The organism is Pantoea wallisii (genome assembly GCF_002095485.1).
Lineage (GTDB): Bacteria > Pseudomonadota > Gammaproteobacteria > Enterobacterales > Enterobacteriaceae > Pantoea > Pantoea wallisii.
On sequence record NZ_MLFS01000058.1, the window covers coordinates 1 to 21,654 of the forward strand.

At 57.6% G+C, this 21,654-nt stretch carries 17 protein-coding genes and 3 pseudogenes; 10 read left to right on the forward strand and 10 right to left on the reverse strand.

Features of this window, described 5'->3' with window-relative positions:
• Positions 1 to 622, forward strand: a 622-nt coding sequence (locus HA48_RS17620; protein WP_128602485.1) for a Rossmann-fold NAD(P)-binding domain-containing protein, incomplete at its 5' end; no start/stop codon positions are given.
• Between the two features lie 119 nt (positions 623 to 741).
• The gene (locus HA48_RS17625; RefSeq protein WP_128602486.1) at positions 742 to 1,518 is read left to right on the forward strand and encodes a DUF3750 domain-containing protein; all 777 of its coding nucleotides are present in this window, start codon (positions 742 to 744) and stop codon (positions 1,516 to 1,518) included.
• A gap of 68 nt (positions 1,519 to 1,586) precedes the next feature.
• On the opposite strand, the gene HA48_RS17630 is transcribed toward HA48_RS17625, so the two are convergent.
• The 6 genes from HA48_RS17630 to ppk1 all read right to left on the reverse strand — a co-directional run bounded on the left by HA48_RS17630 (position 1,587) and on the right by ppk1 (position 8,066).
• Positions 1,587 to 1,766 carry a DUF2158 domain-containing protein gene (locus HA48_RS17630; protein WP_128602487.1) on the reverse strand — a complete coding sequence of 60 codons (180 nt, stop codon included), beginning with the start codon at positions 1,764 to 1,766 and terminating at the stop codon, positions 1,587 to 1,589.
• A 75-nt stretch (positions 1,767 to 1,841) separates the two neighbouring features.
• Positions 1,842 to 3,275, reverse strand: a complete 1,434-nt coding sequence (gene mgtE, locus HA48_RS17635) for a magnesium transporter (protein ID WP_128602488.1) — start codon at positions 3,273 to 3,275, stop codon at positions 1,842 to 1,844.
• 121 nt (positions 3,276 to 3,396) lie between these two features.
• Positions 3,397 to 3,582, reverse strand: a complete 186-nt coding sequence (locus HA48_RS17640) for a YfgG family protein (protein WP_128602489.1) — start codon at positions 3,580 to 3,582, stop codon at positions 3,397 to 3,399.
• Positions 3,583 to 3,849: 267 nt separating this feature from the next.
• A complete protein-coding gene (tehB, locus tag HA48_RS17645) occupies positions 3,850 to 4,449 on the reverse strand; it encodes a tellurite resistance methyltransferase TehB (RefSeq protein ID WP_128602490.1) in 600 nt (199 codons plus the stop codon).
• 27 nt (positions 4,450 to 4,476) lie between these two features.
• Positions 4,477 to 6,000, reverse strand: a complete 1,524-nt coding sequence (ppx, locus tag HA48_RS17650; RefSeq protein ID WP_128602491.1) for an exopolyphosphatase — start codon at positions 5,998 to 6,000, stop codon at positions 4,477 to 4,479.
• Positions 6,001 to 6,005: 5 nt separating this feature from the next.
• A complete protein-coding gene (gene ppk1, locus HA48_RS17655; protein WP_128602492.1) occupies positions 6,006 to 8,066 on the reverse strand; it encodes a polyphosphate kinase 1 in 2,061 nt (686 codons plus the stop codon).
• 183 nt (positions 8,067 to 8,249) lie between these two features.
• Here ppk1 and HA48_RS17660 point away from each other — a divergent pair, with 183 nt between their 5' ends.
• The 3 genes from HA48_RS17660 to pstB are packed head-to-tail and all read left to right on the forward strand — an operon-like array spanning position 8,250 to position 12,718.
• A complete protein-coding gene (locus tag HA48_RS17660; RefSeq protein ID WP_128602493.1) occupies positions 8,250 to 10,343 on the forward strand; it encodes an ABC transporter permease subunit in 2,094 nt (697 codons plus the stop codon).
• Positions 10,340 to 11,938, forward strand: a complete 1,599-nt coding sequence (pstA, locus tag HA48_RS17665; protein WP_128602494.1) for a phosphate ABC transporter permease PstA — start codon at positions 10,340 to 10,342, stop codon at positions 11,936 to 11,938. The genes HA48_RS17660 and pstA overlap by 4 nt, the downstream gene beginning before the upstream one ends.
• A gap of 12 nt (positions 11,939 to 11,950) precedes the next feature.
• Positions 11,951 to 12,718, forward strand: a complete 768-nt coding sequence (pstB, locus tag HA48_RS17670; protein WP_128602495.1) for a phosphate ABC transporter ATP-binding protein PstB — start codon at positions 11,951 to 11,953, stop codon at positions 12,716 to 12,718.
• A 121-nt stretch (positions 12,719 to 12,839) separates the two neighbouring features.
• Here the strand turns inward: pstB and purN are convergent, their stop codons facing one another.
• Positions 12,840 to 13,478, reverse strand: coding sequence for a phosphoribosylglycinamide formyltransferase (gene purN, locus HA48_RS17675; protein WP_128602496.1), 639 nt, complete (start codon positions 13,476 to 13,478; stop codon positions 12,840 to 12,842).
• Positions 13,475 to 14,514 (reverse strand): annotated as a pseudogene (gene purM / locus HA48_RS17680) (phosphoribosylformylglycinamidine cyclo-ligase). The gene purN and the pseudogene purM overlap by 4 nt, the downstream one beginning before the upstream one ends.
• Before the next feature lie 241 nt (positions 14,515 to 14,755).
• On the opposite strand from purM, the gene upp reads away from it, so the two are divergent.
• The 3 genes from upp (at position 14,756) to hda (ending at position 17,671) form a co-directional block, all read left to right on the forward strand.
• Entirely contained in the window at positions 14,756 to 15,382 is a 627-nt protein-coding gene (upp, locus tag HA48_RS17685; protein WP_128602497.1) for a uracil phosphoribosyltransferase, read from the forward strand.
• A 210-nt stretch (positions 15,383 to 15,592) separates the two neighbouring features.
• On the forward strand, positions 15,593 to 16,876 hold the full coding sequence (gene uraA / locus HA48_RS17690) for a uracil permease (protein ID WP_128602498.1): 1,284 nt from the start codon (positions 15,593 to 15,595) through the stop codon (positions 16,874 to 16,876).
• Positions 16,877 to 16,969: 93 nt separating this feature from the next.
• On the forward strand, positions 16,970 to 17,671 hold the full coding sequence (hda, locus tag HA48_RS17695; RefSeq protein ID WP_244182899.1) for a DnaA inactivator Hda: 702 nt from the start codon (positions 16,970 to 16,972) through the stop codon (positions 17,669 to 17,671).
• Here hda and arsC read toward each other — a convergent pair.
• Both arsC and bepA read right to left on the reverse strand, forming a co-directional pair.
• A complete protein-coding gene (gene arsC, locus HA48_RS17700) occupies positions 17,668 to 18,015 on the reverse strand; it encodes an arsenate reductase (glutaredoxin) (RefSeq protein WP_128602500.1) in 348 nt (115 codons plus the stop codon). The genes hda and arsC overlap by 4 nt on opposite strands.
• A gap of 73 nt (positions 18,016 to 18,088) precedes the next feature.
• Entirely contained in the window at positions 18,089 to 19,552 is a 1,464-nt protein-coding gene (gene bepA / locus HA48_RS17705) for a beta-barrel assembly-enhancing protease (protein WP_128602501.1), read from the reverse strand.
• Between the two features lie 748 nt (positions 19,553 to 20,300).
• Here bepA and HA48_RS17710 point away from each other — a divergent pair.
• A pseudogene (locus tag HA48_RS17710) lies at positions 20,301 to 20,905 on the forward strand (DsrE family protein).
• Between the two features lie 27 nt (positions 20,906 to 20,932).
• Positions 20,933 to 21,540 (forward strand): annotated as a pseudogene (locus tag HA48_RS17715) (DsrE family protein).
• Positions 21,541 to 21,654: the final 114 nt, after the last annotated feature.

Genomic DNA, 21,654 nt, shown 5'->3' on the forward strand with positions numbered 1-21,654 from the left:
GCCGCAGGCCGACGCTATCGTAACGGGCGACGTCGCAACCATCGCGGGCGCGCGTGAGGTGGCGCAGCAGGCGAATGCGCTGGGGGCATTTGATGCGGTGATTCACAATGTGGCGGTGGGCTATCGTGAACATCATCAGCTCACTGCCGACGGTCTGCCCCATCTTTTTGCCATCAATACGCTGGCGCCCTATATCCTGACGGCGCTGATGACGCGCCCACAGCGGCTGGTGTATCTGAGTTCAGGTATGCATCACCATGTGGAAGCCCGGCTGGATGATATTCTCTGGCAGCAGCGGCGCTGGCACGCTTCGCAGGCTTATGCCGAGAGCAAACTGCACAACGCGATGCTGGCTTTTGCCCTGTCGCGGCGCTGGCCGGATCTGTATGTCAATGCGCTGGAGCCCGGCTGGGTGCCGACCAACATGGGTGGCGCGGGCGCACCGGATGATATGGATCAGGCACACCGTACCCAGGCGTGGCTGGCCACCGATGCCTGCGTCAGCGGCCGCTACTTTTATCACCTGAAACCGCTGGCGGCCAATCCCCAGGCGCATAACCTGGCTCTGCAGGCGCGTTTACTGGTGATCTGTGCGGAAATTAGCGGCATCGCGCTGCCCTGAGTCAGCTGCCGGTTAGGTTAAAATCCGCTGACCGGGCGTCAAAACACAGTTGGTGAATACAAAGGCTGCCGTTTCAGCGCATGATAGCGGCAGCCCTTTTCTCGCCAGGATGTCACCGGATGTTGTCGATCAAAATTGTTTTGCTCTCTTTTCTTGCCATTGTACTGCTGTCGCTGGCTGCCAGCCTGGCGCAGGCCACGCGCAGCGGTGAGCTGACCACCGAGCGGGGCGGCTGGGCCACCGCGCGCCGTGATTCAGCCGGTCTGGCGCCCGATCCGCAGCGCTACGCCAGTGAAGCCATTGTTCAGGTGTACGCTGCGCCCACTTACGGCTGGAAGGGCGCGGTGGCGGTGCACCCGTGGATCATCTACAAGCGCGCCGGTGAGACCCACTATAACCGCTATGAAGTGATCAGCTGGGGCAGCGGCGATAAAGTGCGCCTCAACCGCAATCTGCCGGATGGCTACTGGTATGGCGCACGTCCGCGCGTGCTGGTGGAACATCGCGGTGCCGCCGCGCAGGCAATGATTCCGCAGATTGAGGCCGCGATACACTCCTATCCGTGGCCTGCCACTTATCACGCCTGGCCAGGGCCCAACAGCAACACGTTTCTGGCACACATTGGCCGCGAAGTGCCTGCACTCAGGCTGGATCTCCCGGCGAATGCCCTTGGCAAGGATTACCGTTCGCTGCTGCACCCGGTGGGATTACCGCCCTCGGGGCGCGGCGTGCAGCTCTCACTGCTCGGCGTTTTAGGCGTGACGGTTGGCGCGGAGGAGGGGCTGGAAGTGAACGTGCTGGGGTTGAACCTGGGGCTGGATTTCACGCCGCTGCGCCTGCGGTTACCCTTTATTGGCGGCATCGGGCAGGACAATCTGCAGAAAGATAATCCCTGATGACACATATGATAACCGCGCGCCGCCACAAAGAGAGAGCCTCAGCGTAGCGGCGCGGGTTCGGTGCATCAGCACACGCCGAAATCACCGTCTTCGTGATAGAGATTCACCGTATCGGCGCGCACTTCGATCTCGTGTTTGACCGGATCATCAACGCGTGCGCACCACAGCATATCGCCCTCTGTGCGCAGCACCTGCATCTTCGGGCCGCCGGTTTTTGACTGTACAAAATCGTCCACGTTAAACATACTGTCTCTCCTGCTGGTTAATGATACTGCCTGAGTGTAAGGCGCTAACTTATGGCGTGCACATGATTTTGTGCCTTAGTGCGGCAGCAAAAATAGCGTTGCCAGGCCAAGGAAAATAAAGAAGCCGCCGGTATCGGTAATGGCGGTGATCAGTACGCTGGAGCCCACCGCCGGATCGCGCTTCATTTTCGTCATGATCAGCGGTATCAGCACGCCCATCAGCGCCGCCAGCAGCAGATTCAGCACCATCGCCAGCATCATAACGCCGCCCAGCTGCAGATTATCGTACATCAGCCAGGTTACGCCGCCCATGATACCGCCCCAGAACAGGCCGTTAAGCAACGCAACGCCCAGTTCACGCACAATCAGGAACGAGAAGTTGCCCGGTTCCACCTGATGCAGGGCTAAAGCGCGCACGATCATGGTGATGGTCTGATTACCGGTATTGCCACCAATCCCTGCCACAATCGGCATCAGCGCCGCCAGCGCCACCAGTTGTGAAATGGTCTCTTCAAACAGGCCAATCACGCGTGACGCGATAAAGGCGGTACAGAGGTTGATCGCCAGCCAGGCCCAGCGTTTGCTGACGGCTTTGCGCACCGGTGCGAACACATCTTCACCCTGGCTGATACCGCCCATCTTACGGATATTGCTCTCGTTCTCTTCATTGACCAGGTCAATCACATCTTCCACGGTGATACGGCCAATCAGCTTGCCCCTGGCATCGGTCACGGCGGCTGAGATCAGGTTATAGCGCTCAAACGCGCTGGCAGCATCCTCTGCCTGATCGTTCAGCTGAAAGGTGGTGGGGTGGGCGTTCATGACGTCAGCCACCAGCGTTTTGGGTTTATTCAGCAGGATATCGGTCAGCGCCAGCTCGCCCAGCAGCTGATTCTGCTCATCGGTAATGAAGATTTTATCGGTGCCGCCCGGCATGCTTTTACGCTTGCGTAAGAAGCGCTGCACCGTCGCAAGCGTCACGTCAGCGCGCACCGTCAGGATGTTGAAATCCATGATCTGCCCGACGCGATCGCGATCCAGTTCGATCACATCCAGCAGGCGCGCGCGCAGGTTGGGTTCCAGCGTGGTGAGCAGCCGCCCGGTCAGATCGCGCGGCAGATAGCGGGCCAGATATACCTGATCGTCGATGTCCAGCGGCTCGATAGCCCGCAGAATCTCGCGATCAGTCATACCTTCCGTCAGGCTGGCCCATACGGTTTCGGAGGCTTCAACCAGCACGCGGCCGCGCTGCTCACTGGGCACCAGGCGCCACAGCGCCAGACGCTCCTCCTCCGGCAGGGCTTCAAGGATGTCGGCTAAATCCGCTGCGTGCAGCTGTTCCAGTCCCTCTTCCAGCTGCTGACGCCAGCCGGTAATTTCCCGCAGTTCAGCGGCGTTGAGATCGACAGATTTATCCAGCAGTACATCGACTAAATCGTGTTCGCTGAGCAGGAGATGGAGAATACGTTGGCGGGTTTCAGTTAATTGTTGTGCGTGCGAAGCAGACATAACGCGTCCTTTGTGTCTGTAAAGTCAGGTCAAAGTGTAGCGCGTTGCGGATAAATCGGGCGTAACAAGCAGCATTGTCTTGCCAGACAATGTGATGAGGCGACGATGACCCGCAGATTCCTTAGCGCGTCTCGCTGGTGCTCAATGTGACAGGTTCAGGCGTGGCTTGCTTTTGCTGATGATGCTCAATGGCACCGGGGATAATAAAAATCAGGCGGCCAACCAGAATAAAAAAGCTGATCAGCAAAACAATACGGGTCATTGTGCCGGTTTTGGGACGTCTTCGTGCAGAGATGGCGCTATTCACGCGGGGTGGTTCCTGTTAATGCCCGATTGGGCGATGGCGACATTTAGGCACAGTTGCCGGATGAGGTCAATTGCTGTGTGAAAAATGAGCAGGAAAAGTACAGGGCGTGATGATCGCTATCAGTAAAACAACCAAGAAAAGGCCGCTTTAGCGCTTTCCGGTCGCCATAAGTGCGTGGTTTACGTAAGGTGCGCATTTATGCGCACCAGGTTAATTACGCGTTTACTTGCTTAACCGATCGGAATGACGCTCAGGGCGACCCGGCTCTCAATAGCTGGCTTTCTGCGCCAGCAGCGTCGCAAAGCGATACTTGATACGGTTACCGTTCTCGTCACGGCGGTGCAGCTCGCCGATATCCTCATTGTACTTAACGATGTGCCAGTTACGGTAATAGTGGCTCAGCTCACCGGATTTAAAGGTAAACGGGAAGTTCTGCGAGTTCGGATAATCCTCCGTGCTCATGGCCGCCACAATCAGGTTATAGCCATATTTCCGCGTGCTGGCCTGCATGTCGGCAATCAGCTGCGGAATGGTTTCCGGCTGCAGGAACATCATCACCACGGTTGATAACACAAACTGGTAATCACCGTTAAAACGCACCTGATTGAGATCGCACAGCTCCGTACGGATGTTCTGCAGCTGCTCGGCGGCGATAATGCCGTTGAGGCGCTCAAGGCTGACGGGATTGCTATCCCAGGCGGTGACATCAAAGCCATGCTGATTGAGCAACAGGCTGTTACGGCCCTGACCGCAGCCGAGGTCCAGCGCTTTACCCGCTTCCAGCTTCGGCAGCGCCGCCAGCACCTCGGAGTGCGGCGGCGTCAGGCCATATTTCTCAGCGAAATAGTGATCGGAACGTGTTGTCATAGTGCTACAGCGGGCCGGCAGCCCGCATTACTCCTCTTCCAGCATCAGTTTCCAGCCGGTGACGTCACTCCAGTACGCCTGCTCGCGCTCCAGGTCCAGCTGCACCAGCGTGTTCTGGCTCAGGAAACCCGTCGGGAACGTCAGCGTCCAGTGGCCATCATCGGTGGTCAGTTTCAGCGAATCCGGGCGTGTTGTCGCCTGGCGCTGATTGTTCAGCAGGGTGCCGAGGCGCAGCAGGAAAATCATCGGCAGGAACTGTTTCTTTTTAAATAACGTGAAGCGTGGCATCTCATCCTGCTTCACCGCTTTACGGTGGAAGCGTACCAGCGTTGCCAGCAGCATCTGTTGATCCTGGTTAAAGCCTGGCATGTTGGAGTTTTGCAGGATGTAGGCCGAGTGGCGCTGCATACCGCTGTGGTTGATGGTCAGCCCGACTTCATGCAGCATCGCGGCCCACTCCATCAGCGCGGTGAGCTGCGGATTGGCCAGCTTCGGGTTCTGCTCCAGCCACTGGCTGTGCAGCTGACCGGTGGTCTCCAGCACGCGCCGCGCCTGATCGCTGTCAATCGCGTAGTGGTTTGCCAGGCTCTGCGCCGTACGGCTGCGGATATCCTGATGACGGAAGCGACCCTCCATCTCATACAGCACACCCTCGCGCAGTGCGCCATCGGACAGGCGCAGATCGCGAATCGCCAGCGCATCAAACACGCCACACAGAATCGCCAGACCCGGCACAAATACCGCTTTGCGCTCCTCAGACAAACCCGGCAGGCTCAGTGCGGCAAAGCTTTTATACTTCTGCACTTCACTCACCAGCATCTCGAGATTTTCCGGCGTCACCCGCTTCTCTTTTTCACCCATCTCCCGCAGCACTTCGCAGGCGGCTTTAATACTGCCCGAGGCGCCCAGCGCATACTGCCAGCCCTGCAGGCGATACTGCCACGCCAGCGTCTCCAGCTTCTGCGCCGCGGCAAGGCGCGCGCGCCGGAAGTTATCCTGAGAGATCTCCCCTTTGGGGAAGTAGAGATTGGCGAAGCTGACGCAGCCCATACGGCGGCTCTCTACCAGCTGTGGCTCAAAATCTTCACCAATCACCAGCTCGGTGGAGCCGCCGCCGATATCGATCACCAGCTTGCGGCCTTTTTCCGGCTGCGTGTGTTCCACACCCATAAAAATCAGGCGCGCCTCTTCATTCCCGGAGATCACCTCAATCGGATAGGGGATCACCTCTGCGGCGCGCTGTAAAAAATCCTCCGCATTACTGGCAATGCGCAGCGTATGCGTGCCGACAATGGTGACGTTAGCCGGGCTAAAGCCCTGCAGGCGCTCGGCGAACAGCGCCAGGCAGCTGAGCCCGCGCTCAATGGCCTCTTCGCTCAGGCGATTTTGCGCATCCAGCCCATCGGCCAGGTGCACGCGCTGCTTCAGGCGCCCCAGAATCTGCAGGGCACCATCAACCACACGGGCAATCACCATGTGGAAGCTGTTAGAGCCGAGATCGATAGCAGCGAACTCTTGCGGTTTCGGCGTACTTTTATGGGAGATTGGCATAGGCGTTATTCGGGTTGTTCCAGTTTCTTGATGTAATCGTAAATCGCCAGCTGCGATCGCACCTTCCTGCGATTGCCGCGCGGAACATAACGGTTACTCAATTCTTTGTCTACGATGCGGGCTTTCACCGTATCACTTAACAGGATGGCAATGATATCCAGTATGCGCTGTTTCAGCCGCGGATCGAGCACGGAAACCGCCACTTCGATACGGTAATCGATGTTGCGCGTCATCCAGTCTGCGGAAGACAGGAACACTTTTTTATCGCCGCCGCTCTCAAAAATATAGACGCGGTCATGCTCAAGGTAGCGGTCAACAATGCTGGTGATGCGAATATTTTCGCTGATGCCCGGTAAATCCGGAATCAGTGAGCACATACCGCGTACCAGCAGGTTGATTTTCACCCCGGCAGCCGAGGCTGCATACAGGCGATCCACCAGACCGTTATCCACCAGATTATTGATTTTTAATGTGATACCGGACGGCTTGCCCTGCTGCTGATTGGCGATCTCGCAGTCGATCAGTTGATACAGCATGGCACGCGAGTTCTGTGGTGACACCATCAGATGTTCGAAGGTCACCGGGCGGTAGGGGTTCTCAATAAAGTTGAACACGCGCCGCACTTCATTGGTAATACGCGCATCGGCAGTCAGCAGCGAATAGTCGGTATAGATGCGCGCGGTTTTTTCGTTGAAGTTACCGGTGCCGATATGCGCATAGCGCACCACTTCGTCACCCTCGCGACGCGAGATCAGGAACAGCTTGGCGTGAATTTTCAGACCAGGCGCAGAGAAAATCACGTGCACGCCCGCTTCGGTCAGGCGTTTCGCCCAGCGGATGTTGGCCTCTTCATCGAAGCGCGCCTGCAGCTCAACCACCACCGTCACTTTCTTGCCGTTGTAAGCGGCATGAATCATCGCATCCATGATGCGCGAGTTTTTGGCCACGCGATAAATATTGATCTTAATTGCCAGCACGCTCGGGTCGAACGAAGCCTGGCGCAGCAGCTCCAGCACATGTTCAAAAGTGTGATACGGGTAGTAAAGCAGCACATCGCGATTACGTACCGCATCAAAGCCGTTACGGAAACCATCAAAGCCGATATGGCGAATCTGCGGCAGCGGACGGTTCTCAAGGTTGGCTTTACCTACGTTCGGGAAGCCGATGAAGTCCTTGAAGTTGTGGTAGCGGCCGCCCGGCACGATGGAGTCGTAAGAGGAGATCGACAGCTTATGGCGCAGCATCTCTACCATCGCATCCGGCATATCGCGCTGGTAAACAAAGCGCACCGGCTCTGCGGTCAGACGCTGCTTGAGGCTGGAGGACATCAACTCCAGCAGGCTCGACTCCATCTCCGTCACCAGATCGTACTCGGCATCGCGCGTCATCTTCATTGAGTAGGCATTCAGCGCATCGTAATCAAAGAAGCCTTTAAAGATCTCATCCAGGCAATAGCGCAAGATGTTATCCAGCAGAATCATCGGCTTGCGACGGCGCGGAGACTCCGCCGGCAGGTTAACGAAGCGTGGAACTTTATCCGAGGGGATCTCCAGCAGCGCATAGCGAATAGCGTCGCCGCGGATGATCTCGACCGCCAGATAGGTGTAATCGTCTTTAAGAAACTCGATGAGGTCAGTGTCGTGATTTATCAGGATGGGCGTAACGTGCTGGCGCAGCTGATGTTTAAAGTAGTAACGCAGCCACTCCTGCTGATTGGGCGACAGCTGACGTTCGTTAATCAGGAAGATTTGATTACGCGCCATCTCCAGCAGCAGATCGTTATACAGCGCATCGAACTCCTGATCCGATTTCTGTACCCGCAGCTGAATTTTCTTGAGCAGATGACGTAACGTTGTCGGCGTGCCTTGCTCCTCTCCAATCAGAATGCGACGTTTCAGATCGGCGAAGCGCACTTTATAGAACTCTTCAAGATTATTGGAATAGATGCCGAGGAAGCGCATGCGCTCAATCAGCGGATTGCTTTTGTCTGCAGCTTCCTGCAGCACACGTTCATTAAAGGTTAACCAGCTTAGTTCTTTTTCTATATACAGCTTTTCCTGACCCATTCTGACTCCGTGATGCTGTTGCTGGACGGATTGTCCTGCGGAAATGTCGCAAAAATGCGGCTCCGTACAGTGTCCGTCATCATTATGGCGAGAGTATGGCAGGCTTGTCCAACCTCAACAGTTGTCTTATCAATCAGCTACGGGCAACATAGCGGCTAAACTTCACCTGCTACTCTGGCCTGCATGAGCATAAATCGTATTCCTGTCCACTTTAGTGACCGTCGTCGACGTGCCATCGATCAGTTCGTGCGGCGTGCGGTGACGGCCTGTGGCGTGGGAATTTTACTGCTCATGTTACTGCTGTTCTTCTGGCTGATATGGGTGGTGCTGCCGCTGTTCAGCGCGCCCGGCATGCATCAAACGGTCAACCTGCAGCTCTGGGACAAAGCCCCGGCGCTGGCGCTGGGCAGCGACGGGCAGCTTGGCTGGCGCATCAGCCGCAATGAGGCACGTTTTATTCCGCTTGACGGTCAGCCGGCCGGCGAAGCGCTGGCGCTAAGTGGTCAGCCGGATGCGGCGGTCAACAGCAGCAACAGCAGTAGCGTACTGCTTAACGTGCAGGGCGGGTTGTTGCTGCTGCAACCGCTGATCCACCATCAGCACGGCGAGTGGTATTTCCCGCTTGGCGATCGACCGTTGCGGCTGCCGCAGGGCGCAGTGAGCCAGATGGCGCTGACTTCACTGAACGCCAGCCAGTGGCGCATTGCCGCGCAAACCCCGGCGGGTATCAGCATCTTAACCCTGGCCGATCAGAAAACCGTCAGCCAGATTCTGCTGCCGCAGCAGCAGGCGGAGCAGTTACTGCTGTCGCCGGATGGTCAGCTGCTGTATGCCACTGTCGGGCGCTTGCTGTACGTATGGCAAATCAGCGCTGACGGCGCGCAGCTGCGTGAGACGCAAACCCTGGCGCAGCCGGCGCAAAGTCTGCACATGCTGGCCGGCGGTCGCACGCTGCTGGTGCAGGATCGGCGCGGCGTGCATCAGTGGTTTGCCGTCACCGGCGATCGCGGTCCGCGCCTGCAGCCGATCCACACCTTTGCACACAGCCATGCCGTGCAGGGCATCGTGCCGGAGCCGCAGCGCCGCGTGTTTGCCACCTTTACCGCGCAGGGCGAAGTCGCGCTGTTTGCCAGCAAGCAGCCGGGGCCGATTCTTCACCGTCAGCTGGCGCCAGGCATTGAGGCACTGGCCTTCTCGCCGCGGGGCGATCGTTTGATTGTGGAGCGCGCCGGGGCGTGGCAGCAGTTTACGCTGGACAACCCATGGCCGGATTTCACCTGGCGCAACCTGTGGCAGAAAATCTGGTATGAAAACTATCCGCAGCCGGACTGGGTATGGCAATCCACGGCCGCAGGCGACAGCTATCAGGCCAAATTCAGTCTGGTGCCGATGGTGATCGGCACGCTTAAAGCGGCTGTGCTGGCGCTGCTGTTTGCCACGCCACTGGCGCTGGCGGCGGCGATGTATACCGCCTGGTTTATGTCGCCGGCCCTGCGCCGCTGGGTGAAACCGGGCATTGAGATGATGGGCGCGCTGCCGAGCGTGGTGATCGGTTTAATTGCCGGCGTCTGGCTGGCTCCGCACATCAGCAGCGCACTGGCCGGCGTGCTGGTGCTGCCGCTGGTGCTGGCCGCCACCCTGCTGTTGTGTGGCGTGTTCAGTGCGCGCCTGCCGGCAAGCTTACGGCGACCGGGGATTGAGGTGATTCTGCTGCTGCCGGTTTTGCTGGTGGTAACGTTGCTGACGCTGTGGCTCTCCACCCAGCTATGGCCGCATGCCGGCGAACAGCTGGTGCACTACGAGCAGCGCAACCTGCTGGTGGCCGCGCTGGCGATGGGCTTTGCGCTGGTCCCGCTGATTTTCACTCTTGCCGAAGATGCTCTGTTCAGCGTGCCGGGCGCGCTTGGTCAGGGCTCGCTGGCTCTGGGGGCCACGCCGTGGCAAACCCTGACGCGCGTTGTCCTGCCGGGAGCATCGGCGGGCATTTTCGCCGCGCTGATGATTGGCTTCGGGCGCGCGGTAGGGGAGACCATGATCGTGCTGATGGCAACCGGCAACACGCCGGTTAGCGAAGGGGGCCTGTTTGCCGGTCTGCGCGCGCTATCAGCTAATATCGCCATAGAGATGCCGGAAGCGGCGGCGGGCAGCGCGCACTACCGCATCCTGTTCCTGAGCGCGCTGGTGCTGCTGATCTTCACCTTACTGATTAATACGCTCGCCGAGCTGATTCGGCAGCGTCTGCGCCAGCGATACAGCCAGCATGAGGGGCAGGGATGAGCGCGATGCAACAAAACGATCGCTGGCGCTGGCTAACGGCCGGTGCGGTAGCCGTCTGTCTGCTGGCGTTTACGCTGCTGATTGGCCTGCTGGGCTGGCAGGGCGTTCGCGCCTTCTGGCCGCAGCCGGTCGATCAGTACCGGTTCCAGCCGCCAAGGGGTGAAGCGGTGATGGTGCTGGGCGAAACGCTGCAGAAACAGCAGCAGGGCGATCGGTGGCGCTATGTGGTGAAGACCGGCAACCGTGACTTTGCCGCGCCCGATTTTCGCGTGCTTTACAGCCAGGGCGCCGCGAAAACCCGGCAACCGGCAGATGTGCTGGTGCTGCAGCGGCGCAGCGGCGGTAACGCTTACGGCTGGCTGGTGGCGCTGCGGGAAGATAATGAAGTGCTGACGGCGAGTAACCGTGAAGCGCTGCTCCATCAGCGGCTGATGCAGGTTCATGAACAGCTGCGTCAGGCCAGCGACATTCGGCGTATTGATATGGCGCGCCTCAACGCGCAGCTGCAGTCCCTGCAACAGCACGCCGACGAGCAGCAGCGCAACGGCACTTTTAGCCTGCAGGATCAGTCCGAACTGGATGCCAATAGTGCGGCGCTGCACAGGGGCTTTGCTGCGCTGGCGCAGCAGTTGCAGCACCTGCAGCACGAGAGCCAGCGCGATACGCTGGTGCTGCGCGATGTGCAGGGCGACGACCACATTATTCCCCTGGCGCAGATCGTGGATGCCTGGTATCCCAACCAGTTGAGCCTGATGCAGAAGGTGCAGCACTTCTTTAGCCAGGTGTGGCGGTTTGTCAGCGACTCACCGGCGGCCGGGGAGAGTGAAAGCGGCGCACTTCCGGCGATTTTCGGTACCGTACTGATGGTGCTGCTGATGTCAGTGATCGTCATGCCGCTGGGCGTGGTAGCGGCGGTCTGGCTGCATGAGTACGCCGGGCGTAACGCGCTGACCCGGCTGGTCCGTATTGCGGTGGTCAATCTGGCGGGCGTCCCCTCGATTGTCTATGGCGTGTTTGGTCTGGGCTTTTTTGTCTGGCTGATTGGCGGCACGCTCGATCAGCTGTTCTTCTCCAGCGCGTTGCCCAATCCAACCTTTGGTACGCCGGGCCTGCTGTGGGCAGCGCTGACGCTGGCCCTGCTGACCCTGCCGGTAGTGATCGTTGCAACGGAAGAGGGGCTATCGCGCATTCCGGATAATCTGCGCCAGGGATCGCTGGCGCTGGGGGCAACCCAGGCGGAGACATTGTGGCGCGTGGTATTACCGCTGGCGGTACCGGCGATGCTCACCGGCCTGATTCTGGCGGTGGCGCGTGCGGCGGGTGAAACGGCGCCGCTGATGCTGGTCGGGGTTGTGAAGATGGTACCGGAGCTGCCGGTGGATGCGGTGTTCCCCTATCTGCATCTCGATCGTAAATTTATGCATCTGGGGTTTCAGATTTACGATTTGGCGTTCCAGAGCCCGAATATCGACGCCGATCGCCCGCTGGTTTACGCTACCGCGCTGCTGCTGGTGGTAATTATTCTGTCGCTTAATCTGCTGGCAATGGCGCTGCGCCACCGGCTGCGCGAGCGCTATCGGCTTATGACGCACTAATAAAGGTTTAAGATGACGTCCGATGATGAGATTGCGCTCACCGTTAACCAGCTGTCGCTGTGGTACGGCGAGCGCCAGGCGCTGAACAGTATTGATCTGCAGATCCCGAAGAACCGAATCACGGCGCTGATTGGCCCCTCCGGCTGCGGTAAATCGACGCTGCTGCGCTGCTTTAATCGCATGAATGATGTGATTGATCGCTGCCGCATTGAGGGCGAGATTCTGCTCGATCGGCACGCAATTATGCAGGCGAATCAGGATCTGCCGGCGCTGCGCCGCCGTATCGGCATGGTGTTTCAGCGGCCCAACCCCTTCCCGAAATCGATCTACGAGAACGTGGTTTACGGCTTACGTTTACAAGGGGTGCGCGACCGCCGGGTACTGAATGAGGCCTGCGAGCGAGCGCTGCGTGCCGCCGCGCTGTGGGGTGAAGTGAAAGATCAGCTGGCGCAAAATGCGCTTACGCTCTCCAGCGGACAGCAGCAGCGTTTGGTGATTGCGCGCGCCATCGCCATTGAGCCGGAAGTACTGCTGCTGGATGAGCCAACGTCTGCGCTTGATCCAATCTCAACGCTGGTGATTGAGGAGCTGATGACCACGCTGAAACAGCACTTCACGCTGGTGCTGGTGACGCATAACATGCAGCAGGCGGCACGCGTCTCTGATTACACCGCGTTTATGCACAATGGGCAGCTGGTAGAGTTTGATGAAACCGACCGGATTTTTACCTCTCCCAAAGCGCGGCGCACCGAAGATTACATCACGGGAAGGTTTGGTTAAGACGTGAGGTTGGCGCGGTAAATCGCGCGGCAATGGGTTTCCTGGTCGCCATTGATGGCGACCCTGGATGGGGCGGGCGACGATAACCTTGGTAGGGTGCGCACTCATGCGCACCTGGATATCAATCGTGCGCGTAACCCTGCGGCGGCAGCGGGTTGCCGTCCAGCCAGGCCTGGCCCTCGCGCATCTGCAAACGTCCATCCATAAACCAGCTCACTACCAGCGGATAAATCGCGTGCTCCTGATGCTGCACGCGCGCGGTAATTGCCGCTTCGTCATCGTCAGCAAACACCGGCACGCGCGCCTGCAAAATCACCGGACCGCCATCCAGCTCATCCGTCACGAAATGCACAGATGTACCGTGCTCGGCGTCGCTGTTCTCCAGAGCCTGACGATGGGTATGCAAGCCGGGATACTTCGGTAACAGCGACGGATGAATATTGATAAGGCGATCGTGATAGTGCGCGACGAAGGCGCTGCTGAGAATGCGCATATAGCCGGCCAGCACCACCAAATCCGGGGCGTAAGCATCAATCTCCTGCATCAGCTGGCGATCAAACGCTGCGCGGTCGGCAAAGTCAGCGGCATTGAGCGCATGGCCGGGCACCTTCGCCTGCTGCGCCCGGGTCAGACCATAGGCCGATGCTTTGTTACTGAAAACGGCAGCCACGCTGCCGTTGATACGCCCGCTTGCGCAGGCGTCAAGGATGGACTGAAGATTGCTCCCGTTGCCGGAGATCAGTACAACCAGTTTTTTCATGGGTTGATGACCACACGCTCTTCAGAGTCTGAGGCGTTGATGACGCCGATCTTCCACGCCTGTTCACCGGCATCGCGCATCAGCTGCACCGCCCTGTCTGCGTCGGCCGGGCTCAGCGCAATCACCATGCCCACGCCGCAGTTAAAGGTGCGGTACATTTCGTGACGGCTCACATTGCCGGCCTGCTGCATCCAGTTAAATACGGATGGCCACTGCCAGCTCTTCTCGTCCAGCACCGCCTGAGTATTGTCCGGCAGCACGCGCGGAATGTTCTCCCAGAAGCCGCCGCCCGTCAGGTGCGCAATCGCATGCACATCCACCTGTTCGATCAGCTCAGAATGTTCTTCACGTAGATGCGGGTAGGAGCCAGCAGGTGATCGGCCAGCGGTTTGCCATCCAGCTGATGGGTCTCCGGGTTGGTCTGGCTCACTTCCAGAATCTTGCGCACCAGGGAGTAACCGTTTGAGTGCGGGCCGCTGGAGCCCAGCGCGATCAGCACGTCACCATCCTGAACTTTGGAGCCATCGATGATCTCTGATTTTTCCACTACGCCAACGCAGAAGCCGGCAACGTCATAATCTTCGCCGTGGTACATGCCTGGCATCTCAGCGGTCTCACCGCCAACCAGCGCACAGCCCGACTGCAGGCAGCCCTCGGCGATGCCGGTGATGACCGCAGAGGCGGTATCAACATCCAGTTTGCCGGTAGCGTAATAGTCAAGGAAGAACAGCGGCTCTGCACCCTGAACTACCAAATCGTTAACGCACATAGCAACCAGATCGATACCGATACTGTCGTGACGCTTGAGATCCATCGCCAGACGCAGCTTGGTGCCGACGCCGTCGGTTCCGGAGACCAGCACAGGCTCGCGGTATTTCTGCGGCAGCGCACAGAGCGCACCAAAGCCACCCAATCCACCCATCACTTCCGGGCGGCGGGTTTTCTTTACTACGCCTTTAATACGGTCAACCAGATCGTTACCAGCATCGATATCAACACCGGCGTCTTTGTAGCTGAGAGAGGTTTTGTCGGTCACTGCGGAGTCCCCACGCGATTGCGGTTGGTGGCAAAAATTAAGCGCGGCAATTCTACCAGTGCAGGCAAACGTTTGCGAGTCCCATCTCATGCCACTTTTGCACGCTGCTTATTTTTCGCTAATCCTTATTCACAGGTGATTTTGCGCCCGGCCTTTGACCAATCACCTGTGGCGCGGCGGCAAAAAGGCGGTATAATCCGGCGATTTTTTTTTAGCTCAACTCAATTCCGGGAGAACAATCATGAAGATCGTGGAAGTCAAACACCCGCTGGTCAGACATAAACTGGGCCTGATGCGTGAGCATGATATCAGCACCAAGCGCTTCCGCGAGCTGGCCTCGGAAGTGGGGAGCCTGCTGACCTATGAAGCCACCGCCGATCTGGAAACGGAACATGTGACCATTGAGGGCTGGAATGGCCCGGTCGACGTTGATCAAATCAAAGGCAAAAAGATTACCGTTGTGCCGATTCTGCGTGCAGGTCTCGGTATGATGGAGGGCGTGCTGGAGCACGTACCCAGCGCGCGTATCAGCGTGGTCGGCGTTTACCGCGACGAAGAGACGCTGGAGCCGGTGCCCTATTTCCAGAAGCTGGTCTCTAACATTGAAGAGCGTATGGCGCTGGTGGTTGATCCGATGCTGGCAACCGGCGGCTCAATGATCGCCACCATCGACCTGCTGAAGAAAGCCGGCTGCAGCAGCATCAAAGTGCTGGTGCTGGTGGCCGCACCGGAAGGGATCGCCGCGCTGGAGAAAGCGCATCCGGATGTGGAGCTCTATACCGCATCTATCGACCAGGGATTGAACGAGAAGGGGTACATTATCCCCGGACTCGGCGATGCCGGCGATAAGATTTTCGGGACCAAGTAATGATCGCTCCGGGCTATTTTGCTTGTCACTTTGCTTCAGTACGCTCCGGTTTCTCCGCGCTGTCCGTGAACAAATTGCCTGCGCCAATAACGCCCGGCCTGCAGGTGCAGGAAAAATATGCATTAGCATTATCGAAAGAATAGTATTTGAGCAGCCGGCCAGAGAGTCGGCTTTTTTTTGGCAAAAAAACTCAATGGGGAAATGAATATAATGACTCGTCGCGCCATCGGCGTCAGTGAGCGTCCGCCACTGCTGCAAACCATTCCACTCAGCCTGCAGCATCTGTTCGCCATGTTTGGTGCCACGGTGCTGGTGCCGATTCTGTTCCACATCAATCCGGCGACGGTGCTGCTGTTCAATGGCGTCGGTACGCTGCTGTATCTGTTTATCTGTAAGGGCAAAATCCCGGCTTATCTCGGATCCAGTTTCGCGTTTATCTCACCGGTGCTGCTGTTGCTGCCGCTGGGGTATGAAGTGGCGCTGGGCGGATTTATTCTGTGCGGCGTGCTGTTCTGTCTGGTGGCGCTGATTGTGAAAAAAGCCGGCACCGGCTGGCTGGATGTGATGTTCCCGCCGGCGGCAATGGGCGCGATTGTTGCGGTCATTGGCCTGGAGCTGGCTGGCGTCGCGGCGAATATGGCGGGCCTGCTGCCGGCTGAGGGCACGGTACCAGACAGCAAAACCATTTTGATCTCCATGGTCACGCTGGCGGTCACGGTATTCGGTTCCGTGCTGTTCCGTGGCTTCCTGGCCATTATCCCGATTCTGATTGGCGTGCTGGTTGGCTATGCGCTCTCGTCTGCTTTGGGCATCGTGGACTGGCGCGCAGTAGAGAACGCCCCCTGGTTCGCTCTGCCAACCTTCTACACGCCACGTTTCGAGTGGGCCGCCATGCTGACCATTCTGCCTGCGGCGCTGGTGGTGATCGCCGAGCACGTGGGTCATCTGGTGGTAACCGCCAACATCGTTAAAAAAGATCTGATCCGCGATCCCGGCCTGCACCGTTCAATGTTCGCCAACGGTCTGTCTACCATGATCTCTGGCTTCTTTGGCTCCACGCCGAACACCACTTACGGTGAGAACATCGGCGTAATGGCGATCACCCGCGTTTACAGCACCTGGGTGATTGGCGGCGCGGCGATCTTTGCCATTCTGCTCTCCTGCGTTGGCAAGCTGGCGGCGGCCATTCAGGCGATTCCGGTACCGGTAATGGGCGGCGTATCGCTGCTGCTGTACGGCGTTATCGGCGCCTCTGGTATTCGTGTGCTGATTGAATCCAAAGTGGATTACAACAAAGCACAGAATTTGATCCTGACTTCGGTGATCCTGATCATCGGCGTAAGCGGTGCCAAAGTGCATATCGGTGCCGCTGAGCTGAAAGGCATGGCGCTGGCCACCCTCGTTGGCGTTGCTCTGGCACTGATTTTCCGCGTAATCAGTCTGTTACGTCCGGAAGAGGTGATACTCGACGCAGAAGAGAAGCGCGACGCGTAAGGGTATTCAGCGGGCAGGGAAGCCCGGTTCATCTCTGCGGAGGATCGTGATAAACTTGCGCGGTTTTCTGCCTGCTCATCCGTTGAGGTACTTCTGAACACGCCGGCACAGCTTTCACTGCCACTCTATTTGCCCGATGATGAAACCTTCGCCAGTTTCTGGCCGGGGGAAAATCCGTCTCTGCTGGCGGCCCTGCAGGGTGCACTTGCACAGCAGCACGGCAGCTATCTCTATTTCTGGTCACGCGAAGGCGGCGGACGCAGCCATTTGCTGCATGCAGCCTGCGCGGAGATGTCGGCGCGCGGTGAAGCGGTCGGCTACGTCCCGCTGGATAAGCGCACCTGGTTTGTGCCCGAAGTGCTGGAAGGCATGGAGAATCTGGCGCTGGTGTGTATCGATAACATCGAGTGTATCGCGGGCGAGGCGGAGTGGGAGATGGCGATCTTTGATCTCTATAACCGTATCCTGGAGATCGGTAAAACCCGCCTGCTGATCACCGGCGATCGCCCACCGCGCCAGCTCAATCTTGGCCTGCCGGATCTGGCGTCACGCCTCGACTGGGGACAGATCTACCGCTTACAGCCGCTATCGGATGACGATAAGCTGCAGGCGATGCAGCTGCGTGCCGGACTGCGTGGTTTTGAGCTGCCCGAGGATGTCGGGCGCTTTCTGTTAAAGCGCCTCGATCGCGAGATGCGCACGCTGTTTGATACGCTGGATCGTCTCGATCGCGCCTCTATCAGTGCGCAGCGTAAACTCACCATCCCGTTTGTGAAAGAGGCGCTGGGGCTTTAGAGAATAGCCAGCACCGCTTCGGGTGGACGGCCCAGACGCGCCTTCTCACCGTTGACCACAATCGGACGTTCCATCAGCTTCGGCTGTTCAGCCATGGCCTGCAGCAGCTGCTCTTCAGTGAGATCGCTGCTGGCTAACCCCAGCTGCTGATACGCCTCCTCTTTGCGCCGCATCAGTTCACGCGCGCTCTGCATCCCAAGCTGTTGCAGCAGGCTTTTTAACGTCGGCACATCCGGCGGCGTCTCCAGATAAAGTACAACCTCCGGTTCAATGCCCCGTTCCCTTAACAGCGCCAGCGTTTCCCGGCTCTTGCTGCAGCGCGGGTTGTGATAAATACGGACCATCTTGTTATCCTGAACAGGTTAGTGATTGCCGGGTGCGCATGGAAACTCATCATTTATAGATGAATCCTGCCGCTCACCCCTTCTGATACTGTTTGAAACGTCTTTGCATTTCGCGGAACTGATCAATGCGTGCATCGTAACGCGCCTGCTTCAGGCTACCGAGCGGCACCTGGGCGCTGGCGCTGCTGAGGGTAGTAATTGCCTGGTCGAGCTGGCCATTCAGCGCCAGGCTCTCTGCCCGGGCGGAGAGCTCCTCATCGCGCAGCCCCTGCGCAGCGGAGGCCTGAGCCAGTAAATCCCACGCGTTCAGATCGTCCGGGTGCGCGAAAGTGTAGCGATTCAGAATCCGGCTGGCGTTAGCAGGCTGCTTCGCCTCAACGTATGCGTTAGCGAGGTTAAGCTGCAGTACCGGATGGTTACTGCTGCCTTTGGCTGCGCTCAGCATCGCCACCGCCTGCTGCGGCTGATTCAGGCCGATATCGATATCGGTCATGATATCCAGAAACCAGACATTCTCCGGCTGCTTCGCCAGCAGCGGCGCAATGATCCTCTTCGCGTTAGCAAAATCCTTCGCCTGCAGGAACTGCACCGCTTTGCCATATTGTGACGCCTGCTGTTCGCGCGTGTTGCCTTTAGCGTACTCATCCAGTAGATCGTCCGTCAGCTGATTGCGCCCGGTGGCATACATGCCAAGTGCGCGCACTTTTGCCATATAGAAATCCTGCGAAGACTGCACCACAACCGGACGCATTTGATTGGCGCGGTTACGGGCGTCGGCCAGGCGGCTATCCGGCAACGGGTGCGTCAGCAAAATTTCTGGCGGCTTCGACGAGAAGCGGCTCTGATCGGCAAGTTTTTGCAGGAATGCGGGCATCGCCTGCGGATCAAATCCGGCACGCTGAAGGACCTGAATACCGATGCGATCCGCCTCCTGCTCGTTGCCCTGGGTAAAGCTGATAATGCCCTGCTGCGTGCCGGCCAGTGTACCGGTCAGCGCTGCCATACCGGCCTGCGGACTGGCGAGCGCCAGCAGGATCGAGCCCAGCGCCCCTACCCAGGTGAGCGGCGCGCTACGTTTTTGCTCCTCCATGGCACGGGCCAGATGGCGCTGCGTTACGTGCGAGATCTCATGCGCCATCACCGAGGCCAGCTGGCTCTCATTATCGGTATAGCGGAAGAGTGAGGCGTGCAGCACGACATTGCCGCCAAAGAAGGCAAAGGCGTTGAGCTCGTCGTTCTGGATCGGAAAGAAGTGAAAGGGCGTACGCACCGAGTTGGCATGGGCCACCAGGCGCTGGCCCAGCTCATTGATGTATTGATTGAGCAGCGGATCATTGATCAGCGGCGCGCTGGCACGCAGCTGGCGTACGTAGAAATCCCCAATCTGCAGCTCCTGATTGATGGAGAGAGTAGAGCCTGCTGTGGTGCCCATATCCGGCAGGTTATCGCTCAGATCGGCGCGTGCGCTGAGCGCAGGCGTAAGCAGCAGCGCAGGAATAAGGGCCGCCAGGACTGATTTTTTCAACCGGTTAAACATGCCTTGATCCTGTAAAAGTCACCCGTGTTTGGACAGGTAAGTCACTTAAATGTTCTGCCACGCTGTTCCTTTCTCAGCGCGGTTCTATCTTAACCATCCCGATGCCACAAACAAACCGGCACGTTGCAAAACCTCTGTGCAGAGAGTTCCGGGCTGATATTTACGACTCACAGGCGAAATAACACTGCTGCCAGATCAATACCCACACTTTTGCCGCAAAAAACTGAATATTACGTGGCGGTAATCCGCCGCGTCTTTCGATTAATAAGTTAAAGTTACGTAAAGTTGCTCAAAATTATTGAATCTGGCATGAATTTTTCCAGGTTTACTCTGAAAAACAGGGGTGCCAAACCTGTGCTGGCTTGCTCTATCCATTAATGTTTTTAATGGTGAGCGCGGCTCTGCTTCCACAATATTTAATAATGGCTGGCCATATTTTTACGCCAATAAATTTACCGTAAAAAATGTACTGTCTTGTAACAAGGCGCTAAGCCGCGATCGGATTTCATACAAAGAAGCGCGGAATAAAACAACCGGCTATTTATTCCCGGCCAGTTATTTTTCAATTACGTTTTGGCGCTCGATGAATATCTCTGTTTAACTCACCCGCCTTATTCTCTTCTTTAGCGTGAACACGCCGGCGTGCGCGCCAGGGCAGGCGTTTAGCGCGTCACGCGCTGTGGTATAGATAACGCACTTTATTCAAACGGACTGTGAATTAACGCGCAGTACATGCCGGAGAATTGTTATGCGTTCTGTTGTGTCGTACGCCCTGATTGCCATCGTGGGGGGCGTTGTCGGTGCCACCGTTACCAAAAGTGATGATATATATCAGCGCGTCGTCAGCCATTTTTCATCAGAGCCCGCCGATCCGGACGGGTTCTGGACCACGCCAGCCATTAACGGTTACGGCAAAATTCATTATGAAGCGGATGTCGCTTTTAAACCGGTCGCCGGCTTAAGCAACAAAGTTGTCTTTCAGCTGACAAAAAATGAAGGCGATATTAAGCGCCCGAACCTCGGGCTGGAGCGCGTCGCTCGCGTGGTCAACCTCTATATTGCCTCTGGCGTGCCGCCGAACAGCTGCACTTTGTGGTGTCGATGACCGGTGATGCCACGCCAGCCACGCTGGATAACGCCCACTTTAAACAGTTTTACGGTGTAGAGAATCCTAACCTTGCCCTGATTGGTGCGCTTAACAAACTGGGCGTGAAAGTCTCTGTCTGCGATCAGTCGGTGGCGTTTCATCACTATCCCAAAGGCTGGATTGATCAATCCGTAATTCACGCTTTATCCAGCCCGACCACCGTGTCAACGCTGGAAAATCAGGGCTATGCCCTTTTACAGATGTAATCGAGTCTTTGGCTAAGGAGAAGTGAAATGCGTCCTGTATCCTATATCGTTATCGCTGCGCTGGCGGGCTTTGTCGGCGGTAATCTTTTACAGCTGCCGGAGCTGGCAGAGAAAATCAGCGGCAAATTTGCTGAGCAAAAAACCGAACCGGCTGATTTCTGGAGCACGCCGGCGATTGCCGGCTACGGCAAAATCCATTTCGTGAACACGCCGGATTACAATCCGGCAAATACCCCAGGATTGAGTAATAAGATTGTCTTCCAGATCAATCGTAACGAAGGCGACATTCATCAGCCTAACCTCGGGCTGGAGCGCGTGGCGCGCGTCACCAACCTCTATTACGCCGCAGGTGTGCCGCTGAAGCAGCTAAACTTTGTGGTCTCTATTAACAGTGATGCCGTACCGGCAGCGCTGAATAACGATCAATTCCGCAAAGCGTACGGCAGCGATAATCCAAACCTGAAGCTGATTGATGAGCTGAAACAGGCCGGCGTAAAAGTCACCATCTGCGATCAGTCAGTGGCATTCCATCAGCTGGAGCGTGACTGGATCGATACCCGCGTGACCCATACGCTCTCCAGCGGCACCACGGTTGCCTCTCTGCAAAATGAGGCTACGCCTTCCTGATGCTGTAACCGGCCGACAGCAGCCGCGCGCTGCTGTTATCGCCCCCTCAATTTTGCGTGCCGGATGCTGAATTTATTTAAGCGGTGTACACTTGTCGGTTCCCTCACCAGGGCAAGTTGATC

Bases quoted from the DNA above. Each gene is read 5' to 3' on its own strand.
- tehB (WP_128602490.1), bottom strand. From the start codon at position 4,449: ATGACAACACGTTCCGATCACTATTTCGCTGAGAAATATGGCCTGACG.
- ppk1 (WP_128602492.1), bottom strand. From the start codon at position 8,066: ATGGGTCAGGAAAAGCTGTATATAGAAAAAGAACTAAGCTGGTTAACC.
- uraA (WP_128602498.1), top strand. From the start codon at position 15,593: ATGACTCGTCGCGCCATCGGCGTCAGTGAGCGTCCGCCACTGCTGCAA.
- upp (WP_128602497.1), top strand. From the start codon at position 14,756: ATGAAGATCGTGGAAGTCAAACACCCGCTGGTCAGACATAAACTGGGC.
- HA48_RS17630 (WP_128602487.1), bottom strand. From the start codon at position 1,766: ATGTTTAACGTGGACGATTTTGTACAGTCAAAAACCGGCGGCCCGAAG.
- pstB (WP_128602495.1), top strand. From the start codon at position 11,951: ATGACGTCCGATGATGAGATTGCGCTCACCGTTAACCAGCTGTCGCTG.
- arsC (WP_128602500.1), bottom strand. From the start codon at position 18,015: ATGGTCCGTATTTATCACAACCCGCGCTGCAGCAAGAGCCGGGAAACG.
- bepA (WP_128602501.1), bottom strand. From the start codon at position 19,552: ATGTTTAACCGGTTGAAAAAATCAGTCCTGGCGGCCCTTATTCCTGCG.
- ppx (WP_128602491.1), bottom strand. From the start codon at position 6,000: ATGCCAATCTCCCATAAAAGTACGCCGAAACCGCAAGAGTTCGCTGCT.
- mgtE (WP_128602488.1), bottom strand. From the start codon at position 3,275: ATGTCTGCTTCGCACGCACAACAATTAACTGAAACCCGCCAACGTATT.
- HA48_RS17625 (WP_128602486.1), top strand. From the start codon at position 742: ATGTTGTCGATCAAAATTGTTTTGCTCTCTTTTCTTGCCATTGTACTG.
- HA48_RS17660 (WP_128602493.1), top strand. From the start codon at position 8,250: ATGAGCATAAATCGTATTCCTGTCCACTTTAGTGACCGTCGTCGACGT.
- pstA (WP_128602494.1), top strand. From the start codon at position 10,340: ATGAGCGCGATGCAACAAAACGATCGCTGGCGCTGGCTAACGGCCGGT.
- purN (WP_128602496.1), bottom strand. From the start codon at position 13,478: ATGAAAAAACTGGTTGTACTGATCTCCGGCAACGGGAGCAATCTTCAG.